The 20,516-nt window shown below is 36.3% G+C and carries 19 protein-coding genes and 2 other annotated features; of the genes, 4 read left to right on the forward strand and 15 right to left on the reverse strand.

The genetic code is table 11. The features are described 5' to 3' along the window. Positions 1-37 precede the first annotated feature (37 nt). From FS802_RS04860 to FS802_RS04875, 4 genes are all read right to left on the reverse strand, one after another. A complete protein-coding gene (locus FS802_RS04860; protein WP_098654401.1) occupies positions 38-1,552 on the reverse strand; it encodes a succinyl-CoA:acetate CoA-transferase ScpC in 1,515 nt (504 codons plus the stop codon). A gap of 127 nt (positions 1,553-1,679) precedes the next feature. Then, positions 1,680-2,324 (reverse strand): LytTR family DNA-binding domain-containing protein, encoded by a 645-nt coding sequence (locus FS802_RS04865; RefSeq protein WP_000389704.1) that lies wholly within the window; start codon positions 2,322-2,324, stop codon positions 1,680-1,682. Positions 2,325-2,394: 70 nt separating this feature from the next. After that, positions 2,395-3,000 carry a pentapeptide repeat-containing protein gene (locus FS802_RS04870; RefSeq protein WP_144524907.1) on the reverse strand — a complete coding sequence of 202 codons (606 nt, stop codon included), beginning with the start codon at positions 2,998-3,000 and terminating at the stop codon, positions 2,395-2,397. A gap of 55 nt (positions 3,001-3,055) precedes the next feature. Continuing rightward, positions 3,056-3,979, reverse strand: a complete 924-nt coding sequence (locus FS802_RS04875; protein ID WP_001102603.1) for an alpha/beta hydrolase — start codon at positions 3,977-3,979, stop codon at positions 3,056-3,058. A gap of 204 nt (positions 3,980-4,183) precedes the next feature. On the opposite strand from FS802_RS04875, the gene FS802_RS04880 reads away from it, so the two are divergent. After that, positions 4,184-4,945, forward strand: coding sequence for a DODA-type extradiol aromatic ring-opening family dioxygenase (locus FS802_RS04880; RefSeq protein ID WP_000982936.1), 762 nt, complete (start codon positions 4,184-4,186; stop codon positions 4,943-4,945). 48 nt (positions 4,946-4,993) lie between these two features. On the opposite strand, the gene FS802_RS04885 is transcribed toward FS802_RS04880, so the two are convergent. The 3 genes from FS802_RS04885 to FS802_RS04895 form a co-directional block, all read right to left on the reverse strand. Then, positions 4,994-6,208 (reverse strand): multidrug efflux MFS transporter, encoded by a 1,215-nt coding sequence (locus FS802_RS04885; protein WP_088092025.1) that lies wholly within the window; start codon positions 6,206-6,208, stop codon positions 4,994-4,996. 167 nt (positions 6,209-6,375) lie between these two features. Beyond that, positions 6,376-7,227, reverse strand: coding sequence for a GNAT family N-acetyltransferase (locus FS802_RS04890; RefSeq protein ID WP_098654402.1), 852 nt, complete (start codon positions 7,225-7,227; stop codon positions 6,376-6,378). 18 nt (positions 7,228-7,245) lie between these two features. Beyond that, positions 7,246-7,962, reverse strand: a complete 717-nt coding sequence (locus FS802_RS04895; protein ID WP_064476426.1) for a DUF554 domain-containing protein — start codon at positions 7,960-7,962, stop codon at positions 7,246-7,248. 216 nt (positions 7,963-8,178) lie between these two features. Here FS802_RS04895 and FS802_RS04900 point away from each other — a divergent pair, with 216 nt between their 5' ends. Next, positions 8,179-9,282 (forward strand): CapA family protein, encoded by a 1,104-nt coding sequence (locus FS802_RS04900; RefSeq protein ID WP_098654403.1) that lies wholly within the window; start codon positions 8,179-8,181, stop codon positions 9,280-9,282. Positions 9,283-9,334: 52 nt separating this feature from the next. Next, positions 9,335-9,562 (forward strand): hypothetical protein, encoded by a 228-nt coding sequence (locus FS802_RS04905; RefSeq protein WP_087980167.1) that lies wholly within the window; start codon positions 9,335-9,337, stop codon positions 9,560-9,562. Positions 9,563-9,642: 80 nt separating this feature from the next. Here FS802_RS04905 and ilvA read toward each other — a convergent pair whose 3' ends face one another. From ilvA to ilvE, 6 genes are read right to left on the reverse strand one after another with little or no spacing between them, the layout of a single operon-like run. Then, on the reverse strand, positions 9,643-10,905 hold the full coding sequence (gene ilvA / locus FS802_RS04910) for a threonine ammonia-lyase IlvA (RefSeq protein WP_000250345.1): 1,263 nt from the start codon (positions 10,903-10,905) through the stop codon (positions 9,643-9,645). Positions 10,906-10,936: 31 nt separating this feature from the next. Continuing rightward, positions 10,937-12,610, reverse strand: a complete 1,674-nt coding sequence (gene ilvD / locus FS802_RS04915; RefSeq protein WP_064476429.1) for a dihydroxy-acid dehydratase — start codon at positions 12,608-12,610, stop codon at positions 10,937-10,939. Between the two features lie 46 nt (positions 12,611-12,656). Then, positions 12,657-13,664, reverse strand: a complete 1,008-nt coding sequence (gene ilvC, locus FS802_RS04920; protein ID WP_000861121.1) for a ketol-acid reductoisomerase — start codon at positions 13,662-13,664, stop codon at positions 12,657-12,659. 14 nt (positions 13,665-13,678) lie between these two features. Continuing rightward, a complete protein-coding gene (locus FS802_RS04925; protein WP_144524909.1) occupies positions 13,679-13,909 on the reverse strand; it encodes an ACT domain-containing protein in 231 nt (76 codons plus the stop codon). After that, positions 13,906-15,618, reverse strand: coding sequence for an acetolactate synthase large subunit (gene ilvB, locus FS802_RS04930; protein WP_078183624.1), 1,713 nt, complete (start codon positions 15,616-15,618; stop codon positions 13,906-13,908). The genes FS802_RS04925 and ilvB overlap by 4 nt, the downstream gene beginning before the upstream one ends. A 22-nt stretch (positions 15,619-15,640) precedes the next feature. Further along, complete coding sequence (gene ilvE, locus FS802_RS04935) at positions 15,641-16,540, reverse strand: branched-chain-amino-acid transaminase (protein WP_000528128.1); 900 nt, start codon at positions 16,538-16,540, stop codon at positions 15,641-15,643. 160 nt (positions 16,541-16,700) lie between these two features. After that, positions 16,701-16,939 (reverse strand) — a binding site (T-box leader). Positions 16,940-17,006: 67 nt separating this feature from the next. After that, positions 17,007-17,252 (reverse strand) — a binding site (T-box leader). A gap of 259 nt (positions 17,253-17,511) precedes the next feature. Between ilvE and FS802_RS04940 the strand changes: the two genes are divergently transcribed. Then, positions 17,512-18,270 carry an SDR family oxidoreductase gene (locus tag FS802_RS04940; RefSeq protein ID WP_098654405.1) on the forward strand — a complete coding sequence of 253 codons (759 nt, stop codon included), beginning with the start codon at positions 17,512-17,514 and terminating at the stop codon, positions 18,268-18,270. A 49-nt stretch (positions 18,271-18,319) separates the two neighbouring features. Here FS802_RS04940 and FS802_RS04945 read toward each other — a convergent pair whose 3' ends face one another. After that, complete coding sequence (locus FS802_RS04945) at positions 18,320-19,009, reverse strand: response regulator transcription factor (protein WP_000821645.1); 690 nt, start codon at positions 19,007-19,009, stop codon at positions 18,320-18,322. 15 nt (positions 19,010-19,024) lie between these two features. After that, complete coding sequence (locus tag FS802_RS04950) at positions 19,025-20,515, reverse strand: sensor histidine kinase (protein ID WP_098654406.1); 1,491 nt, start codon at positions 20,513-20,515, stop codon at positions 19,025-19,027. Position 20,516 lies beyond the last annotated feature (1 nt).

Raw genomic sequence — 20,516 nt, forward strand, 5'->3', positions numbered from 1 at the left:
TTTATGGCATATTATTTTAAGAATCACTCTTACATTTCTATACAGTTTCTACTACCGCTTCAAGCATTGTTCCATTTTTAGCATAATTCGTATGCCAAGAAAAAGCTTTTTCTAAAACATGAGGAGTTTGTCCACCTCTTGTTTGTGCTTCTTCAAAATAAGTTCTTAGCTGGTCACGATACATTGGATGTACGCAATTCTCAATAATTAGTTCCACTCTTTCTCTTGGCGCTAGTCCTCTTAAGTCCGCATACCCTTGTTCAGTGACGATAACATCTACATCGTGTTCCGTATGGTCTACATGCGAAACGAAAGGAACGATACTTGAAATGTTGCCGCCTTTTGCAATCGATTTAGTAACAAAGATAGCTAAACGCGCATTTCTTGCAAAATCGCCAGAACCACCAATACCATTCATCATTTTTGTACCTAAAACATGAGTAGAATTAACATTTCCGTATATATCTAATTCTAAAGCAGTATTAATCGAGATTAATCCAAGGCGACGAATGATTTCAGGATGATTAGAAATCTCTTGCGGGCGCATCATTAATTTGTCACGATATTTTTCAAAGTTAGAAAATACTTGTTGCATTTTCTCTTCAGAAAGCGTGATGGAGCAGCAGGAAGCAAAATTAACTTTCCCAGCATCCATTAGATCAAAGACCGCATCCTGTAAAACTTCAGAATACACTTCTAAATCTTCAAACTCCGAATCTAGCATGCCATGCAATACTGCATTAGCAACTGAACCAATTCCCGATTGTAACGGTGCTAAACGATTTGTTAATCGGCCTACTTTAACCTCTTCTCGAAGGAACTCTATTAAATGCTGTGCCATAATGACAGTTTCTTCATCTGGAGGAACAATTGTCGATGGCGAATCCAGTTGATTCGTAAACACAATTCCCTTCACTTTTTCAGCATCAATCGGAATACCGATTGTTCCAATTCGATCATCCGTTTTTACGAGCGGAATTGGGAGTCTTTCCCCTTGTTTACCTGGTTCATATAAATCATGTAGCCCCTCTAGTTGCGTAGATTGAGCCATATTCATTTCAATAATAATGGACTTAGCATTTAAGGAGAATGCTAAGGAATTTCCAATTGAAGTGGTTGGAATAATCATGCCATCTTCAGTAATCGCAACCGCTTCCAAAATAGCGACATCTATATCCATAACGTCAGCACGGAGTAACTCTGCTGTATGAGATAAGTGCTGATCCACAAATAAAAAGTCTCCGTTATTAATTCCTTTTCGCATAGTCGCATCAGCTTGGAAGGGCAATCTTTTCCCTAAAATTCCTGCCTCAGCAAATAATTTATCTACATCCGAACCTAAGGAAGCCCCTGTATAAACATTCACTTTAAAAGATTTATCATTCTTCACTCGGTTTACAAGTGCAAATGGGACTGCTTTTACATCCCCAGCGCGTGTAAATCCACTTAAACCTAAAGTCATTCCACTTTCAATCCATGAAGCTGCTTCTTCAGGTGTAACTACTCGATCTTTTAAACGTTGATCCCTAATTCTATCTAAATTATTCTCCATATGTAATCCCTCTCTTAATGAATATTCATAATTATTTTACACATTAACAGTATCAAAATAGGGATTTTCTTACACAATGCCGAAAATTCAGATAAAACAGCGAATCTAGGTTCTAAAGCAGAAACATTTAGAATCCTAGAAGCTTACGAAAATAGCTAGCATATGATTGACTCACTGGTACCCTCTCTCCGTTATCCATAGAAAGTAAAAAAGTAGAATGCGTATCAGGGTAAATCGCTTTAATATGATTAACATTTACAATAAAAGAACGGTGACATCTAATAAAAGAATCTTTCGGCAGCAAGTATTCGAATTCTTGTAGCGAGTACTTATGTGTTCCTGTTAACTCTTCTGAATTCACATACGTCTTTTTATCTTTAGCTTCTAAATACATGACCTTTGAGAAAGGAACTGGAACCCAGCCGTCTGTTGTTTTTAAAGTAACGACCGACTTACCATCCGTTAAAGCGGGATAAATTGCCGTCACGCAACCTTCAATCTTGCCATTATTTGAAAAAGGTACGGCCATTCCATGATAAGGAATACCGAAAACATCTCGGTTAATAAACTCAGAGGCTTTTTGCTTCGTTATCATTGCTTTATGAGCAATCGTCCCTTCCTTAATAGGATCCCCGGTGCTAATCTTTAAATCAATTCGTTTGCTTGGTCGATAGTAAATATATTCTTTCGTATTTGAAACGGCGATTGATATTTCATCTGAAAATAATTCCCCAACAACATCTAGTAGTATACCTAATGTTTTATCTTCCATATTATTAACACCTCATTTACTATTATGATTTATAAAACCGTTCAGCAATTTGAACGGTTTTACAGATTATTTAGTTCACCTTAGCCCCATAACATCTTGCTACTGCAACTGCCTGCGCTATATCTAATTTCACATTTTTTAAATCAAAACTTGTAAAATCAATTCTATCAACTACCGCCCCTTTTAAATCTGCACCACTAAGTTTCGCCTTACCTAATTGTGCACCTGTTAAATCTGCTTCACGTAAATCTGCTTTTTCTAAATTACATTCATATAGGTCAGCTTCAATTAAACGTATACCCTTTAACATTTGTTTACTTAAGTTCGCGAACCTTAAATTCGTATATGACCAATCGCCCGATATTATAGTTATTCCATCTAAATTCGCATCTTCAAAATCAGAGCCAGTCATTTTACATTCTTCAAACTTCGATACGAATAAATTCACACCAACAAACTTACAATTCGCAAATGTAGTTCCTTGATGGATAGAAGCGTTAAATAGAGCACCGGTAAAATCACATTCTATAAAATTACAATTTTCAGTAGAAACTTCCGATGCATCTATCCCTCTAAAACGGCATTTTATGAAAGTACAATTTTTCAATTCCTCTTCTTTAATCAAAACATCTTGAAAATCTATTTCTATATACTCTTTATTTACAAATTCACTCATAACTATTCCTCCGTCTCCTTAAAGAAACCTCACTTGAAAAAAGTGAGGTTTCTTCTCATACAATATGTCCATCTAACCAAGAAATCAAATCTTGAAATACTTCATCTCGATTTACTTCATGGAACATTTCATGTCTTCCATTTTCATATAGACGCAATGTTACATCTTTCACGCCACATTTTTTATAATTTTCATATACTTCTTTTACACCTTTCCCCATATCCCCAACAGGATCACGATTTCCTGAAAAAATATGTATTGGAAGGTTTTTCGGTGTTTTCTTAAACTCTTCTAGTTTATTTACTTCTAATACCCCAGAAAATAATTCACGATAAAAACTTGTTGTACAAATAAATCCACATAAAGGATCCGCAATATATTTATCAACTTGATTATTATCTGAAGATAACCAATCAAATTTCGTACGATTTGGTTTAAAGTGCGAATTGAAATTTCCGAAAGATAAAAAGTTTAGCATCGGACTTTTCGTTTTTGCCCCGCGTAGTTTCATCTCGATTGTCGCTACTTTATGACCAATGACTCCTAAGAATCCCGGGTTCCCACCAGTTCCTGAAATAAGGAATCCATCATATAATCCACCTTTAAGTTGTACAGCACGTCTTGATAAAAAAGAACCCATACTATGTCCAAGTAAAAACAACGGGCATGTCTGCTCTTTTCTTATCGTTTCTGATACAAAAATAACATCAGACACAGCCTCATTCCAACCTACATTTGGTTCAAAATGACCATAATCTTCTTCTCTTTTCACTGTTTTCCCATGACCTTTATGATCATGCGCATAAACACCATACCCTGCTTCTAATAAAGCAGCAATAAAGTCTGTATAAACACCTGCATGTTCTGTCATACCATGTGCAATTTGAATAATCCCTCGCGGATCTCTTTCTGGTAGCCACTTACGTAAATAAATTTCCGATCCATCCAATGCCGTAACGAAACTTTCCTGTACGTTCATTTCGTCAGCCCCCAACTCTATTATGTATATCAAAAAATGAATATCCATTCATTATTCTTATAATGTATTATATGCAATTGCTTTCATTATGACAAATGCTGCACTTTTCCAATTAGCTCTATAACTATTATGTTGACGAACTCGAAATAAAATTATATAGTAACTTACATAAAGTAATTATTATATTTTTGGGAGGTTTCTATTATGATGCCATCATTATTTTTAGCACACGGATCACCGATGCTTGCTATTCAAGATACAGAATATACAAGTTTTTTAAAAACACTTGGAGAAACATATAAACCGAAAGCAATTGTTATTTTTACTGCTCACTGGGAAAGTGAAGTATTAACGATTTCCTCATCAGATAACGAATATGAAACAATTTATGATTTTGGAGGTTTTCCTCCTGAGTTATATGAAATTAAATATCGTGCGAAAGGCTCTTCTAACATTGCATCTATGTTAGAAACAAAATTTAAAAACAAAGGTATTCCAGTCCATCATAATATGACGAGAGGTTTAGATCATGGCTCATGGACACTCTTGCACCGCATGTATCCAGAAGCAAATATTCCTGTCGTCCAAATATCAGTCAATCCATTCCTTCCTGCAAAAGAACAATTTGAAATTGGAGAAGCACTAAAAGGACTTGGACAAGAAGATATTTTAGTAATCGGGAGCGGTGTTACCGTTCATAATTTACGAGCTTTAAAATGGAATCAAACTACACCCGAACAATGGGCAATTGAGTTTGATGATTGGATTATTAAACATATGCAGACTACTGATAAAGATGCATTATTTAATTGGGAGAAAAATGCCCCTCATGCACAACTAGCAGTACCAAGAGCAGAGCATTTTGTTCCTTTATTTATCGCTATGGGAAGTGGCGATAATAACGGTGAAGTCATTCACCGCAGTTACGAGCTTGGTACATTAAGCTATCTTTGTCTTCAATTTTAAATAAAAGGATGAAGCAATCATTGCTTCATCCTTTTTTCATTCACTTAGTTAACTAACTTCCAAATGTCGTTTCTCTGATACCTCTTCGTTCTTATTGTGAAAATAAACCCAAATGCACGCAATAAATAATAGTGATGAAGTAGAAAAGAAAACATATTGGAAGCCCGCATGTGCTGCAATTTGTCCACCAAGTACTGGTCCAATCATATTTCCTAAAAACTGAAACGATTGATTATACCCAAATATTCTTCCCGTTACATGGGTTGGTGTATGTTGTTTTAGTAGAGTTTGTACGGAAGGTAATAGTCCTGCTTGTGCAATACCTAATAAAAAGCGAAGAATTAATAGTTGCCAAGCTGAGGTTACAAATGCTTGCGGAATAAAAATAATTCCTGCCGCAAACAACGCCACAACTAACGTTTTTTGAGGTCCAATACGATCTGATAATCTCCCTAACTTAGGAGCTGCCATAATAATAGCTAAACCTGTCGCAGACATGACTGCGCCTGCAATCATTTCAATATGAGCTGTTCCTGGGCCTTCTAAATTCTTTACATACAATGTAATAATAGGTTGAATTGACATGTTCGCAAGTTGAATAATAAATGTTGTTACAAATAAACTAATAATTAAGTGCTTTGCTGGAACCATCGTCCATACTTTTTTCGGTTGTACTTTTTTTGCTTGAGCGGAGTGATTCTCTTCATGTAGGAAGAAAAAAACGATGAGAAAAGAAAGGAATAAAAAAGCTCCTGTAACAAGAAAAACATGGCGCATTCCAATTAACTCAGACAAATAACCACCAAGTAATGGGCCAAGTAAAGAACCGCTCACGCCACCTGTTGAAATTGTGGAGATTGCCCAACCTGAATGTTCTTTCGGAGTTTCTGCTGCAATAAATGTCATCGCCGTTGAAAGGAAACCAGATACTGCTCCCATCAAAAACCTTAGTGCGACTAGTTGATACACATCCGTTACAAACCCCATAAGCGTCATAATGATCGCCATACCAAGGCTCGCACGAATCAGCATCAATTTCCGTCCATGTATATCACCAAGCTTTCCCCATATTGGTGATACGATCGCACCCATTAAAAATGTTATACCAAATGCAAGTCCCGACCACTGTGCAATACTAGAAGTGCCAGTTACTCCTAATTCCTCAATATAAAAAGATAAAAAAGGAATTACTAAACTCATACCGGCTGCAGTGGTAAAACAACCTAGCCAACAAATCATTAAATTTCGTTTCCAGCTGGCCATTTTCACACCTTCTTTCTTTAGATACCCATTCTACACCCTTTCTTGTAAAAAGTTTAGTAATTTGCTTTATTTGTAAGATTTACTACAAAACCCGCTATTTTCTAGTAAAAATCACTACATCTTTACATTATTTTCATAAAAAAACCAACTCCCCTATCTGGAGTTGGTTACTTATTCTCTAACGGTATTAAACGCGCATCACAATTTCGCTCATAAAACTCAATCGGACCTGCTTGTCCAATAATTACGTATTCATATCCTTCTTGCTTCATACTATGTAAACAACGATGTAACAATTGCTTCCCTACACCTTTCACTCGATTTTGTTTCGCTGTGCCCATTGGACCAAACAATCCCTTCTTTCCTCTCACTACATCATAACAAGCGAAGCCTACTATCGCTTCTTCTTGTTCTGCTATATAAATAGGGACATTTTCTTTATATGTACGAAATCCATACTCTATCGAATGTAACCAACGCTCACCAAATTCCGCCTCAACAAAACTTGCTAATTTTTCGAAATCAGAAGAGCTAGCCTTTCTAACAGTACAAGTTAAATCATTATAAGTAGGAACAAAACATTTTAGATCAACCGCTAAATCTCTTGGCTCAGCTATAATATGTAATATATCTTTTTGTATTTGTGCATTTTCAATAAACGTATCCGTGCGGAATAGTGCATACATAACATGCCCTTCATTCATTATTACTTGCTGAAAACGTTCCATACGTTTCTTCGCTATTTGTAAAATTTCTAGCACCTTATAAGATACCTTATATTGTCCTATTTTTTTATACTCTTGATCCGTTAAATCGTATTGTTTTCGTAATGAAAGTTTTTCTAAAAAATCCGTACCCACGTTACGAAACAAATACATATACAACTCGCTGCAAACTCCAGCACCTTCTTTACACATGCCTATAAGCAGATGAGCTGGTTGAATGATATTACTTTCTGCCTCTTCTGCTGCAATCTTCAATATGTTATGAACACGTTTTGTAAATTTATACTCCTCCATATGTATCTCCACCTCCTATTACTTTACTATTAAACCGTAACCATAAATAAGTGAAACAATTATTCCAACTACCAATATACCTGGCAGTAAATTTGCCACTTTAATTTTAATAATACCAAGTAAGTTCAATCCAATAGCGGCTATCATAATACCACCTGTAGCTGTCATTTCCACTATAAATTGATTCATTAATTCTTTCGGGACCAAACTATTAATTTGTGTTGCAAAAACCGCAATCCCTCCTTCGTATAAAATAACTGGAATCGCCGAAAATACTACACCAATTCCTAAAGTTGTCGTTAATATAATAGAAATAAATCCATCGATAATCGCCTTTGTAAATAAAATATCATGATTGCCGCGAATCCCGCTGTCGAGTGCACCAAGTATCCCCATCGCACCAATTGCAAAAATTAAAGTAGCTGTTACAAAACCTTCTGATATGCTCCCTTTCCCTTTCGATCCAACTTTATTTTCTAGCCAATCTCCTAACTGTTTTAATTTCCCCTCTAATTGTAGCCATTCCCCGATGACGGTACCAATAACTAAACTTAGTATGACAACAAGAAAATTTTCACTTTTCAATGCCATTTGAAGTCCAAGCACAGTAACCGCTAAACCGATTGCATGCATAATTGTTCCCTTCATACTTTCTGGAATCCTACTAAATAATTTACCTAGTAAAGTACCAAATATAATACAAACCCCATTTACAACTGCTCCTAATATAACCATTTCTCATTCTTCACCCTTCGAATTCTTTATTTCTATATTTTGGTTTATACATTGATTTACAGGTTATCTATATGTTAACTTAATATTGAGAATATTAACAAATGTTTTTCACTACATAAACCGCAATTTTTTGTAGTTATACATAAAGTGAAACTTTAACTAGCGCGAGTTTTACTGCCCACAAATTGCGGTATAAACTCAAAAGGGACGGTATTTATGAAAACTTTACTAAAACGATTTCTGTTAATAGCCTTTTGCATTACACCAATTGTTTTATTAATCAACTACTCTTTTATTTCAAAAGCGAAAGACAAATCCGATTTACAAAACAAATCTAGTAAAACCGCTTCAACAAGTGAAAAGAAAATAGAAGATCAGGAAATTACACTCACCTTCTCTGGTGATACTATGTTCGATTGGCAATTACGTCCTGTAATCGAAAAAAACGGGGCTGATTATCCATTCCAACATGTAAAAGAAGAAATAACAAAAGCTGATATTTCTTTCGTTAATTTAGAGTCAGCATTTACAACGAGAGAAAAAAAAGCACCTGGGCAACTATTTTGGATTAAAAGTGATCCATCCACACTACAAGCGATAAAAAACACTGGATATGACATCGTAAATATCGGGAATAACCATACACTTGATTATGGGCAAGATGGATTATTAGACACGATTTCTCACGTAGAAAAATTAAAGTTCCCATACATTGGAGCCGGGAAAAATGCAAAAGATGCATATACAGCACGAGAAATGACTGTGAAAGGGAAAAAGTTCAAATTTCTTTCCTTCGTTCGATTTATGCCTGATACGAATTGGGTAGCTGGCGACAATAAACCTGGTGTTGCGAATGGTTATGATTTAAATCTCGTAACAAAAACAATTAAAGAGCAAAAGAAAGATGCAGACTATTTAATTGTCTATATGCATTGGGGCGTTGAAAAATCAAATCGTCCGGTAGAATACCAAAAACAATATGTTCCTAAAATGGTTGAAGCAGGAGCTGACGCGATTGTCGGAAGTCACCCACATTGGTTACAAGGGTTTGAGTATTATAATAAAGTTCCTATCGCTTACTCATTAGGAAACTTTTTATTCCCAAGTTATGTGAGCGGGAAAAGCGCCGAAACTGGCGTATTAACTTTAACTTTTAAAGGAAAGGATGTCCAAATGTCATTCAATCCTTACATCATTCGCAACAACCAAGTTTCCCCTGTAAATGAGGAAGAAAAGAAAAAAGCTCTACAATATTTACAAACGATTTCAACTGATGTAGAAATTGATGATACAGGGAACATAAAAAACAAACGAAACTAGACAGCGCAAGATCTATTTCTCTGTAACATACTTTACAGAATAGGTGATGAACATGCTGAAAGACTTATTAGAAAATGTAAGTTTGTTAGAGAATATTTATAAAATATCTATAGCCGTTCTACTTTTATGTTCATTTTTTTCTGTTAGACTTCTAAAAAAAATAAAACGTGAACGAAAGCTTACTACCTTTGAATTTACAATGTATGCAATTATTCGCATTGCAATATTTTTTTGGTTAGCTAGCTTTATTCTTCTTGAATTTAATGAGTATCTAGTTTAACTTTAAAAAAGATAGAACAAGCATTATATTTCCCCGCTTGTATCTATCTTTTTTATTTGGGTGCTAACTCTTTCCTTCTATTAAATAAGTAAATCAAACAAAACAGGATTTTTATTAAGCTCCATAAATTGAATATTATTTTCTTTAAAACGAGTAATTAATTGCTCATAATCCTCTTTATGTTTTAACTCTACTCCGACTAGTGCTGGGCCATTTTCTTTATTATGCTTCTTAATATACTCAAAGCGCGTAATATCATCTTCTGGCCCTAACCCTTTATCAAGAAATTCTCTTAGCGCACCTGAACGCTGCGGGAATTCAATGATAAAATAATGCTTTAACCCTTCGTAAATGAGCGAACGTTCTTTCATTTCTTGCATTCTATCAATATCATTATTTCCACCACTTAGCGTACATACAACTGTTTTACCTTTTATTTCATCTCTATATAAATCAAGCGCTGCAATAGATAGTGCACCAGCCGGTTCAGCTACAATTGCATTTTTCTTATACAGTTCTAAAATCGTCGTACAAACCTTTCCTTCTGGTACTAAAACAATATCATCAATTACATCTTTACAAGTTTCAAATGTTAACTTCCCTACCTTTTTAACAGCTGCCCCATCAACAAAACTATCTATTTTCTCCAATGCGACATTTTCATTTTGAAGAAAAGCCTCTTTCATAGATGCAGCTCCCATTGGCTCTACACCAATGATCTTTGTAGCAGGACTAACACCTTTAACATATGTACCAACACCTGATGCTAATCCACCACCGCCGATTGCTGTAAAGATATAATCAACTGGTTTCTCCATATCATGCATAATTTCAACTGCCACTGTTCCTTGACCAGCAATAACATACGGATCATCGAACGGATGAACAAACGTCATTCTATTATCCTCACAATAGCGCTGCGCTTCTTGGAAAGAGCTATCAAATGTATCACCAACTAATACAATTTCTGCAAAATCACCACCGAAAAATTGTACTTGCGATACTTTTTGTTTAGGCGTCGTTGTTGGCATGAAGATTTTTGACGGAATCTTCAATAAATTGCACGTATAAGCAACTCCTTGTGCATGATTACCTGCACTTGCACAAACAACACCGTTTTGTAATTGTTCTTTCGATAAACTTTGAATTAAATTGTACGCACCACGGATTTTGAAAGAGCGAATTAATTGTAAGTCTTCTCTTTTTACATAAACGTCACAATCATATTTCTCAGATAAAACTGTATCACGTTGTAACGGTGTTTTAATAACGATATCTTTCATGCAATTATGAGCCATTAAGATATCTTCAATTTTCACTCTCTCCTTTACCTTCTGCACCATTTCATATCATCCTTATCTCTTTTAAATTGGCTCAATCAAAATTCGGGATTTTTAGAACTGCACCTGTATTCGCCGATGTTACCATCTGTGCATAACGTCCAAGCCAGCCAGTTTTCACTTTCGGTTCTGGTCGTTTCCATTCTTTTTTACGCTTATCTAATTCTTCATCACTAACTCTTACTTCTAACAATCTTTCCTCAACATCGATACAAACGATATCCCCTTGCTTGAGAAGTGCAATCGTTCCGCCCGCAGCTGCTTCTGGCGAAATATGCCCTACCGAAATACCACGTGAAGCTCCAGAAAAACGACCATCCGTTAATAGCGCAACATCTGCACCTAATCCCATACCAGCAATCGCTGATGTTGGTGCTAACATTTCCGGCATACCAGGGCCGCCTCTTGGTCCTTCATAGCGAATAACAACTACATCGCCTTTCTTAACCTTTCCAAGCATAATGCCCGCAAGCGCCTCATCTTGTGAATTAAAAATAACGCAAGGTCCTTCAAATCGTTTTACTTCTGTTGCCCCACTTTTAATAACTGCCCCATCTTTCGCAAGGTTTCCTTTTAATATACGTAATCCCCCTTCTTCACTATGAGGGTTTTCGAGAGAATGAATAACTTCCTTATCTTTAATCTCTGCATGAGCAATGTTTTCTCTTAACGTCTGCCCAGTAGCCGTTATTCGGTCTAGATGAAGTACCCCTTCTTTTCGGCTCATCTCTTTCAAAATTGCACTAATCCCGCCCGCTCGATCAATATCTTCCATATGCCAATTGGAAGCAGGGCTTACTTTACATAAATGTGGTACACGTCTTGAAACGGCATCAATGCGGTTCATATCGTAATCTAATCCAGCCTCTTGCGCGAGCGCCAATGTGTGCAACACTGTATTTGTTGAACCGCCCATCGCCATATCAAGTGCGAACGCATCATCAATTGCTTCTTCCGTTACAATGTCTCGCGGTTTAATATCTCTTTCAATTAAAATCTTTAATTTCTCTGCTGCTTGTTTAATTAATTCTTCGCGTCTTGGATCGATGGCTAAAATACTTCCGTTACCCGGAAGAGCTAAACCTAATACTTCACATAAACAGTTCATAGAGTTCGCTGTAAACATACCGGAACAAGAACCACAAGATGGACAGCCATGATCTTCAATATCCTTTAATTCTTCTTCTGAAATTTTACCAGATTGATAAGCTCCTACTCCTTCAAAAACAGAACTTAAATCGACAACTTCTCCTTTAGATGTTTTTCCAGCCGCCATCGGACCACCTGAAACGAATACAGTTGGAATGTTAATACGAAGTGCAGCCATCATCATACCGGGTGTGATTTTGTCACAGTTTGGAATACAAATCATACCATCAAACCAATGTGCATTTACAACCGTTTCTACTGAATCTGCTATGATTTCACGACTCGGAAGCGAATAACGCATACCGATATGCCCCATCGCAATACCGTCATCTACTCCAATTGTATTAAATTCAAATGGAACCATACCTGCTGCACGCACTGCTTCTTTAACAAGTTTCCCAAACTCATTTAAGTGCTTATGACCTGGAATAATTTCAATAAAAGAATTACAGATAGCTATAAACGGTTTATCAAAATCTTCATCTTTCAAACCAGTTGCTTTTAATAAACTACGGTGCGGCGCTTTATCAAAACCTTTTTTAATCATGTCACTTCTCATCTTGTCAAATCCCCTCTTACGTATTTTTCACTTATAATCTCTTATTCTATTTCTTTACTAATTCTTTCGGTGCGTGAATCCAGCTCATCATTTCACGAAGCTCTGCTCCTACTTTTTCTAACTGATGATTTTGTTCTGCTTTTTTCATCGCATTATACGTTGGTCGCCCAGCTTGATTTTCTAAAATCCACTTCTTCGCGAATTCACCTTGCTGAATTTCTGTAAGTACTCGTTTCATTTCTTTCTTCGTTTCATCTGTAACAATTCTCGACCCTGTTACATAATCTCCGAACTCTGCCGTATCGGAAATAGAATGGCGCATGTTCGTTAAACCACCTTCGTACATTAAATCAACAATTAACTTTAATTCATGTAAACATTCAAAGTATGCAATTTCAGGACGATATCCGCCTTCTGTTAATGTTTCAAAACCAGCTTTCACAAGTGCCGTTACCCCGCCGCAAAGCACTGCTTGCTCACCGAATAAATCCGTCTCTGTTTCTTCTTGGAATGTCGTTTCAATTACGCCTGCACGTGTACAGCCTACACCTTTTGCATACGCAAGAGCTAAACTTAATGCTGTTCCTGTTGCATCTTGATGTACTGCTACTAATGCCGGAACACCATTTCCTTCTTGAAATACACGCCGAACGAGATGACCTGGACTTTTTGGCGCGACCATCGCTACATCTACGTAACTTGGCGGGTTAATTTGTCCGAAGTGAATATTAAATCCATGTGAGAAAAGTAACATTTGTCCTTCACGGAGATTCTCTTCTACTTCTGCTTTATACACATGTGCTTGCTGTTCATCTGGCAATAGCATTTGTACAACTTGCGCGGTTCGAACAGCTTCTGAAACAGACATTACTTCAAATCCATCTGCTTTTGCTACTTCAAAAGACTTACCAGGTCGAACACCAACTACAACTTCCACACCAGAATTACGTAAATTTTGTGCCTGCGCATGACCTTGAGATCCATAACCAATTACCGCAATTGTTTTCCCTTGTAATAACTCTAAATTTGCATCTTTCTCATAATACGTTTTCATATTCCATACACTCCCTATAATTTATTTACTTGCAGTACATCAATTAATTTTTTCAACTGATTAACAAGTAATGTCGCTTCATTTTCAGTACAAACTGCTGTGAGTTTCATTTCAGAAACACCACTAGTATCTCTTTCGTTTAAATGTAAAGAAGAAATATAATAACCACGCCGAGCAAAAATCCCACTTATACGTAATAAGACGCTTGGCTCGTTATGAATAACGAGTGAAAAAGTATGATTCATTCTTCCCACCTCTTCATAATCATTTCGTTATTCCCTTTGTTTGGCGGAACCATCGGAAATACATTTTCACCTTCTTCTACACAAAAATCAACTACGACAGGACCTTCATGAGCAAATGCTTCTAACATCACTTGTTTCGCCTCGGTTGAATTTGTCGCTCTTAATCCTTTCACTCCATAAGCTTCTGCCACTTTCACAAAATCTGGCGATCCAATTTTTGATTCTGACAAACGATTTTCATAAAACATTTCTTGCCATTGCCTTACCATCCCTAAAAATTTGTTATTTATAATAAATACTTTTACAGGGATGTTATTTTCAACAATTGTTTGTAATTCTTGAATGTTCATTTGAAAAGAAGCATCGCCTGCAATACAAATGACGAGTTCTTCTTCTTTCGCAAGCTGAGCACCAACTGCCGCCGGAAAACCAAACCCCATCGTTCCTAGTCCGCCAGATGTTAGAAAAGTCCGTGGGTTTTTCGCTTTATAAAAATGCGCAGCCCACATTTGATGCTGTCCTACTTCTGTCGTAACAATCGCTTCACCGTTCGTTAATTCACTTACTAGACTAATAACATGCTGTGGTTTTAACTCACCTTCTTTTTGATTGTAGGAAAGAGGATATTCCTCCTTCCATTCCTCTATTTTCGTAAGCCATTCATTTGTTTGTGTACGAATTGGCATATGTAACAACATGTGTAACGCTTTTTTCACATCTCCAACAATCGGATATTCCACAGTTACATTTTTATGAAACTCTGAAGGGTCTATATCAATATGTACCTTTTTCGAATGCGGAGAAAAGAGTTCTAATTTTCCTGTTACACGATCATCGAAGCGAACACCCAAAGCAAGTAGTAAATCACATTCTGTTACTGCCATGTTTGCAGCATACGTTCCATGCATGCCGAGCATTCCTAAAAATAACGAATCTCCCGGCGGATATGCACCAAGTCCCATTAAAGTGGAAACGACAGGAATACGATTTTCCCTCGCAAACTGAATAAGTTCATCAGAACCACCCGAATGAATGATCCCTCCTCCAATATAAAGAAGTGGACGTTTTGCTTCGAAAATTGCTTTAGCTACCTCTCTAAGCTTCCTACTGTCTGGCATAGGCTCTAGTTTATATCCTGGAATCTCAATTACTTCATTATAAAAACTTGTTACCTTTTCATTTTGAACATCTTTTGGAATATCAATTAATACTGGTCCCGGGCGCCCGCTTTCGGCAATGTAAAAGGCTTCTTGTACAATACGTGATAAATGATTCACATCACGAACTTGATAATTATGCTTCGTAACAGGTACTGTAATCCCGACAACATCTGCTTCTTGAAATCCGTCTTTTCCGATGAGAGGTTTTGCAACTTGCCCTGTAATAACAACTAAAGGAATCGAATCCATATAAGCATCTGCTAAACCCGTAACTAAATTTGTCGCCCCTGGTCCAGAGGTAGCAAAGACTACCCCGACCTTTCCAGAAGCTCTCGCATATCCTTCTGCCGCATGAATGGCAGCTTGTTCATGACGAGTTAAAACGTGCTTCAAACCACTTCCGTATAACGCATCGTATACTGGCAAAATCGCTCCGCCCGGATAACCGAAAACAGTCGTTACACCTAATTTTTTCAAACATTGAATAACGTGTCCGGCACCTGTCACATTTTCACACTGTAACTTCTCACGTGTTGTATGCTGCTCCATTTTAATTAACTCCTCTCCCTATCTACAGTAAGCTCTCCGCCAGTCCTGGAACACGTACGCCTCTTTCTCTCGTTAACTTTTTAAATTCCTCTGTCAATTGTTTCGTTACACTTCCCGGTTTCCCATCTCCAATTTCTCTTGAATCAACTTTTACAACCGGAATTAATTCTGCTGCCGTTCCTGTTAAAAACACTTCATCAGCTACATATACGTCATGACGAGTAAACGGTCTTTCCTCACACCGAATATTAAGTCGCTCACATAGCTCGATAACACTATTTCTCGTAATACCTTCTAGCGCTCCTAAATAAGAAGGAGGTGTTAACACTTTTCCATCTTTCACAACGAAAACATTATCTCCAGATCCTTCACAAACATATCCTTGTTGATTTAACATAAGTGCCTCTAGCACTCCTGCTTGCGCCGCTTCAATTTTTACAAGTACGTTATTTAAGTAGTTCATTGACTTAATGCGTGGATCTAGTGCATCTGGCGTATTACGTCTTGATGCAACAGATACAACGCTTAATCCATTATCGTAAAATTCCTGAGGGAATAACTTTAATTGTTCTGCAATGATAATAACGCTCGGTTTCACACAACTTCTAGGGTCGAGCCCTAAGTCACCTTTTCCTCGTGAAACAATTAAACGAATGTAAGCATCCGCATACTCATTTTTTTGCAACGTTTGTAAAACCGCTTCTTCCATTTCTTCAACCTTCAATGGGATTGTAAGTAAAATAGATTTTGCCGATTCATATAATCGTTTTACATGTTCTTTTAAACAAAATACATTTCCACCGTAACTACGAATTCCTTCAAATACACCGTCTCCGTATAAAAAACCGTGATCATATACTGAAACAACTGCCTTTTCCTTTTCTACAAATTCCCCATTCATATAAATGTACTGGTTTCCCATCTCACATCGCTCCTCTTTTTTTCTCTCTATTTTTGCAATCTATTTCTATATCGATTGCTGAGATGAGTATTTTTAACAGAATATTCAGTATATAAACCTTAAAAATATACTCGTCTCAACAATCGATTACATACATACATACATACTTGTAGCAATCCATTGCTGAGACGAGGGAATCGCGGTACCACTCAGCTTCCTTACACTTCTCACGAAATATAAGCTCTGCAAGTCCAATTAGACTTTTGTTTTTCTATCGGAAACAACTCCGCTACTTTTTACTAGTTTCAAAAGTAGTGCTCCGAGGTGATCTTCAATGATGAAATTGTTACCGCCCTCACAGCTTCTAGGCGGCTCTCTGAAACAATTTTTATCATTTACTCTCCTCTTCTACGCATTCTCTTATTCGATTTTTTAAAATAAAAACTCTCGCCTCAGCAATCAACTACTACAATTTAGTAGCTTTGATTGCTGAGGCGAGAGTTTCGCGGTACCACTCAGCTTCCTTATACTTCTCGCGAAATATAAGCTTTGTAGGTCCAATTAGACCCCCGTCCTTTTACCGGAGACGATGCCGTCGCCCTCTACTCAGTTTCCCTTTCGCAAGCGATGCTCCGAGGTGATCTTCAATGATTCGATTGTTACTACTCTCACAGCCTAGGAGCAGCTCTCTGAAACGATCATAACCATCTACTTTCCTCTTCTTTGCATATGCAACATATAAAGTTAGAAAATTCTTAATTAACTTTTATTTGTTAAACGTATTATAGGACGTTGTTCTTTTCATTGTCAACATGTTTTTCCAAAAAAAAAATAAAATTCAATCAATTCAAGAGAAGTCTATTTATTTTTTCTCAAAACAAAATCGGAATGAACTTCTTACACATACTCATATATTACTTAAGTATGTTCGCATTACTACATAAAAAAACAACTTAATAACATATAAAATTTTATGAGGAGATGAGAAAACTATGTTAAAAGGAAAAGTGGCATTAGTTACAGGAGCAAGCCGAGGAATTGGACGTGCTATTGCAAAACGTTTAGCAAACGACGGTGCATTAGTTGCTATTCATTACGGAAATCGAAAAGAAGATGCTGAAGAAACTATTTATGAAATTCAATCAAATGGCGGATCTGCTTTTTCTATCGGTGCAAACCTTGAATCTTTACATGGTGTAGAAACCCTTTATAGTTCTTTAGATAGCGAATTACAAAAAAAAACTGGTAGTACTAAATTTGATATTTTAATAAACAACGCTGGAATTGGTCCTGGTGCTTTTATTGAAGAAACGACTGAACAATTTTTTGATAGAATGGTTTCAGTTAATGCAAAAGCACCATTCTTTATTATCCAACAAGCTCTATCTCGTTTACGTGACAATAGCCGAATTATTAATATTTCATCCGCTGCCACTCGTATTTCTTTACCTGATTTCGTTGCCTATAGTATGACGAAAGGCGCTATTAATACAATGACTTTCACACTAGCAAAACAGCTCGGAGCACGAGGAATAACAGTGAATGCAATACTTCCTGGATTTATTAAAACAGATATGAATGTGGAACTCTTGAGCGACCCAATGATGAAACAGTACGCTACTACCATTTCCGCTTTTAATCGCTTAGGTGAAGTAGAAGATATTGCCGATACCGCGGCATTTCTCGCTTCTCCAGACAGCCGCTGGGTTACTGGACAATTAATTGATGTTAGCGGAGGATCTTGTTTGTAATTTCTTAATCTACTTACGCAAAAAAAGCCAGCATTTTTGCTGGCCTTTTTCACTGTGTAAAACGATATCCTACTCCCCAAATTGTTTCGATATATGATTTATCGAATGGATCGAGTTCAATTTTTTGACGAATATTTTTCACATGTACAGCAACCGTTGCTGCATCACCAATTACATCCATCCCCCATACAGTTTCAAAGAGACGATCTTTACTAAATACTTGATTTGGATGTTCTGCCATACAAGTTAATAAATCAAATTCTTTTCCGGTTAACATGACCTCAGTTCCATTTACAAATACACGTCGGGCCGATTTATCAATAAACAATCCTCGAATACGAATTTCATCTTTTATTAGTTCTCGTTTTCCTGTTAAACGATCATAACGAGCTAGATGAGCATTTACACGTGCCACCATTTCACTCGGGCTAAACGGTTTTATAATATAATCATCTGCTCCAAAACCTAACCCTTTAATTTTATCGATTTCCTCTTGTTTTGCGGACACCATAAGTATTGGTATGTCCTTTTCCAATCGAACTTGTTTACAAATTTCATATCCATCTATTCCCGGTAACATTATGTCTAAAATTAACAAGTCATAATCCTCTAGAAGAACTCTTTGTAAACCTTTTTCGCCAGAGTAATCAATATCTACTGTATACCCAGCAACCTCTAAATAATCCTTTTCTAACTCTGCTATAATAGCTTCATCTTCAATAATTAAAATTCTTTTCAAGATGCTCTCCTTTTTCTAATTGATTTTTTGTAATGTAAATGCCAGCGTCGTTCCTTTACCTTTTTTGCTTTCTACCCAAATATCACCACCATGTTGTGTGATAATCTGATGTGCAATTGACAAACCAAGTCCGCTTCCACCTGTTTTAGAATTTCTAGAATGATCTGCACGATAAAACCTTTCAAATATATGAGGCAACGCCTTCTCTTCTATTCCTACCCCATTATCTTTTATGTAAATCGTTACATAATCAATAGATTCGGTCATGCGAATTCCTATATATCCTTCTTCTTTATCCATATACTTCACACTATTCCAAATGATATTTGTAATAACACGACGTAATTTTTCACGATCACCTTTTACCAAAATAGAAGTATCCTTTTGAGCATCCCATCTCACTGCAATTCCCTTATCTTGTAATTCAAGCTGTAGTTCTTCTATGCAATCAGATAAGTATTGATTAATTTCAACCTCTTCAAATTGAAACGGTTCCTCTTTTAAATCAAGTTTTGAAAAGAGAAAAAGCTCGTCAATTAATTGATCCATATCAAACACTTTATGATAAATAATCGTTAAATATTTATCTAATTGTTCTGGAGTTCGAGCGATACCCTCTTTAATTCCTTGTACATAACCTTTAATAGCCGTTATTGGCGTCCGTAAATCATGAGAAATATTTGAAAGCAACTCTTTACGATTTTTTTCATATTGCATTTGCAGCTCGACCGATTCCTTCAACCTGCCACGCATCTCTTCAAACGATAAACTTAATTCACCTATTTCATCTTTCGCAAGTGGCTTTACTTGAAAATCTAAATCACCCTTTTGAATTCTTTCCGTTGCCTGCTTTAATGAATGCAATGGTTTAATAATACTCCGTGATATAAAATATGTTAATATTCCATTCGTAATAATTAACCCAAGTATTAAAGAGAATACGAAATACGGGAAAAATTCTCTAATCATTTCTTCTAAAGGATTTACATACTCAAATACAAAAATACTTACCTTATCCTTCTCTTCATCGTAGTAATCAAATTGCTTATAGTAAAAAGAATTATCCTCTATTTTCACATCCATTCCTTTTCTTTGTCCTTCCGTTTCAAATGCGGGTAGGTATTTATCAAACGAAGAGATTTTAAAATATGGGGATGAATATGTAAGCTCATCATTTTTTCGAATTAGTAATCCTGCTTGATTATCGTTTAATTCTTTATCAGTTTCCTTTAAAAAATTTATATCCTCCAATTTATCTGGAGCATACGATGAAAGAATTTTCAACCTACTAAAAATATCATCTTCATCTTCTTTTGTACGAATAGCTCCCTCCTGCTCTTTATCAATGAGAGAATGACTATTTTGATTAAGACCAATGATTGCTTTTGCAATACGAATATCACCAAATAAAGTAACACTAATTAACATAACTGCTATACCGCAAAAAACGATTGGAATAATTACCATCGCAACATACGACAACAGCAATCTAATACGGATTGACATT

Source organism: Bacillus sp. DE0042 (genome assembly GCF_007680225.1).
Lineage (GTDB): Bacteria > Bacillota > Bacilli > Bacillales > Bacillaceae_G > Bacillus_A > Bacillus_A wiedmannii.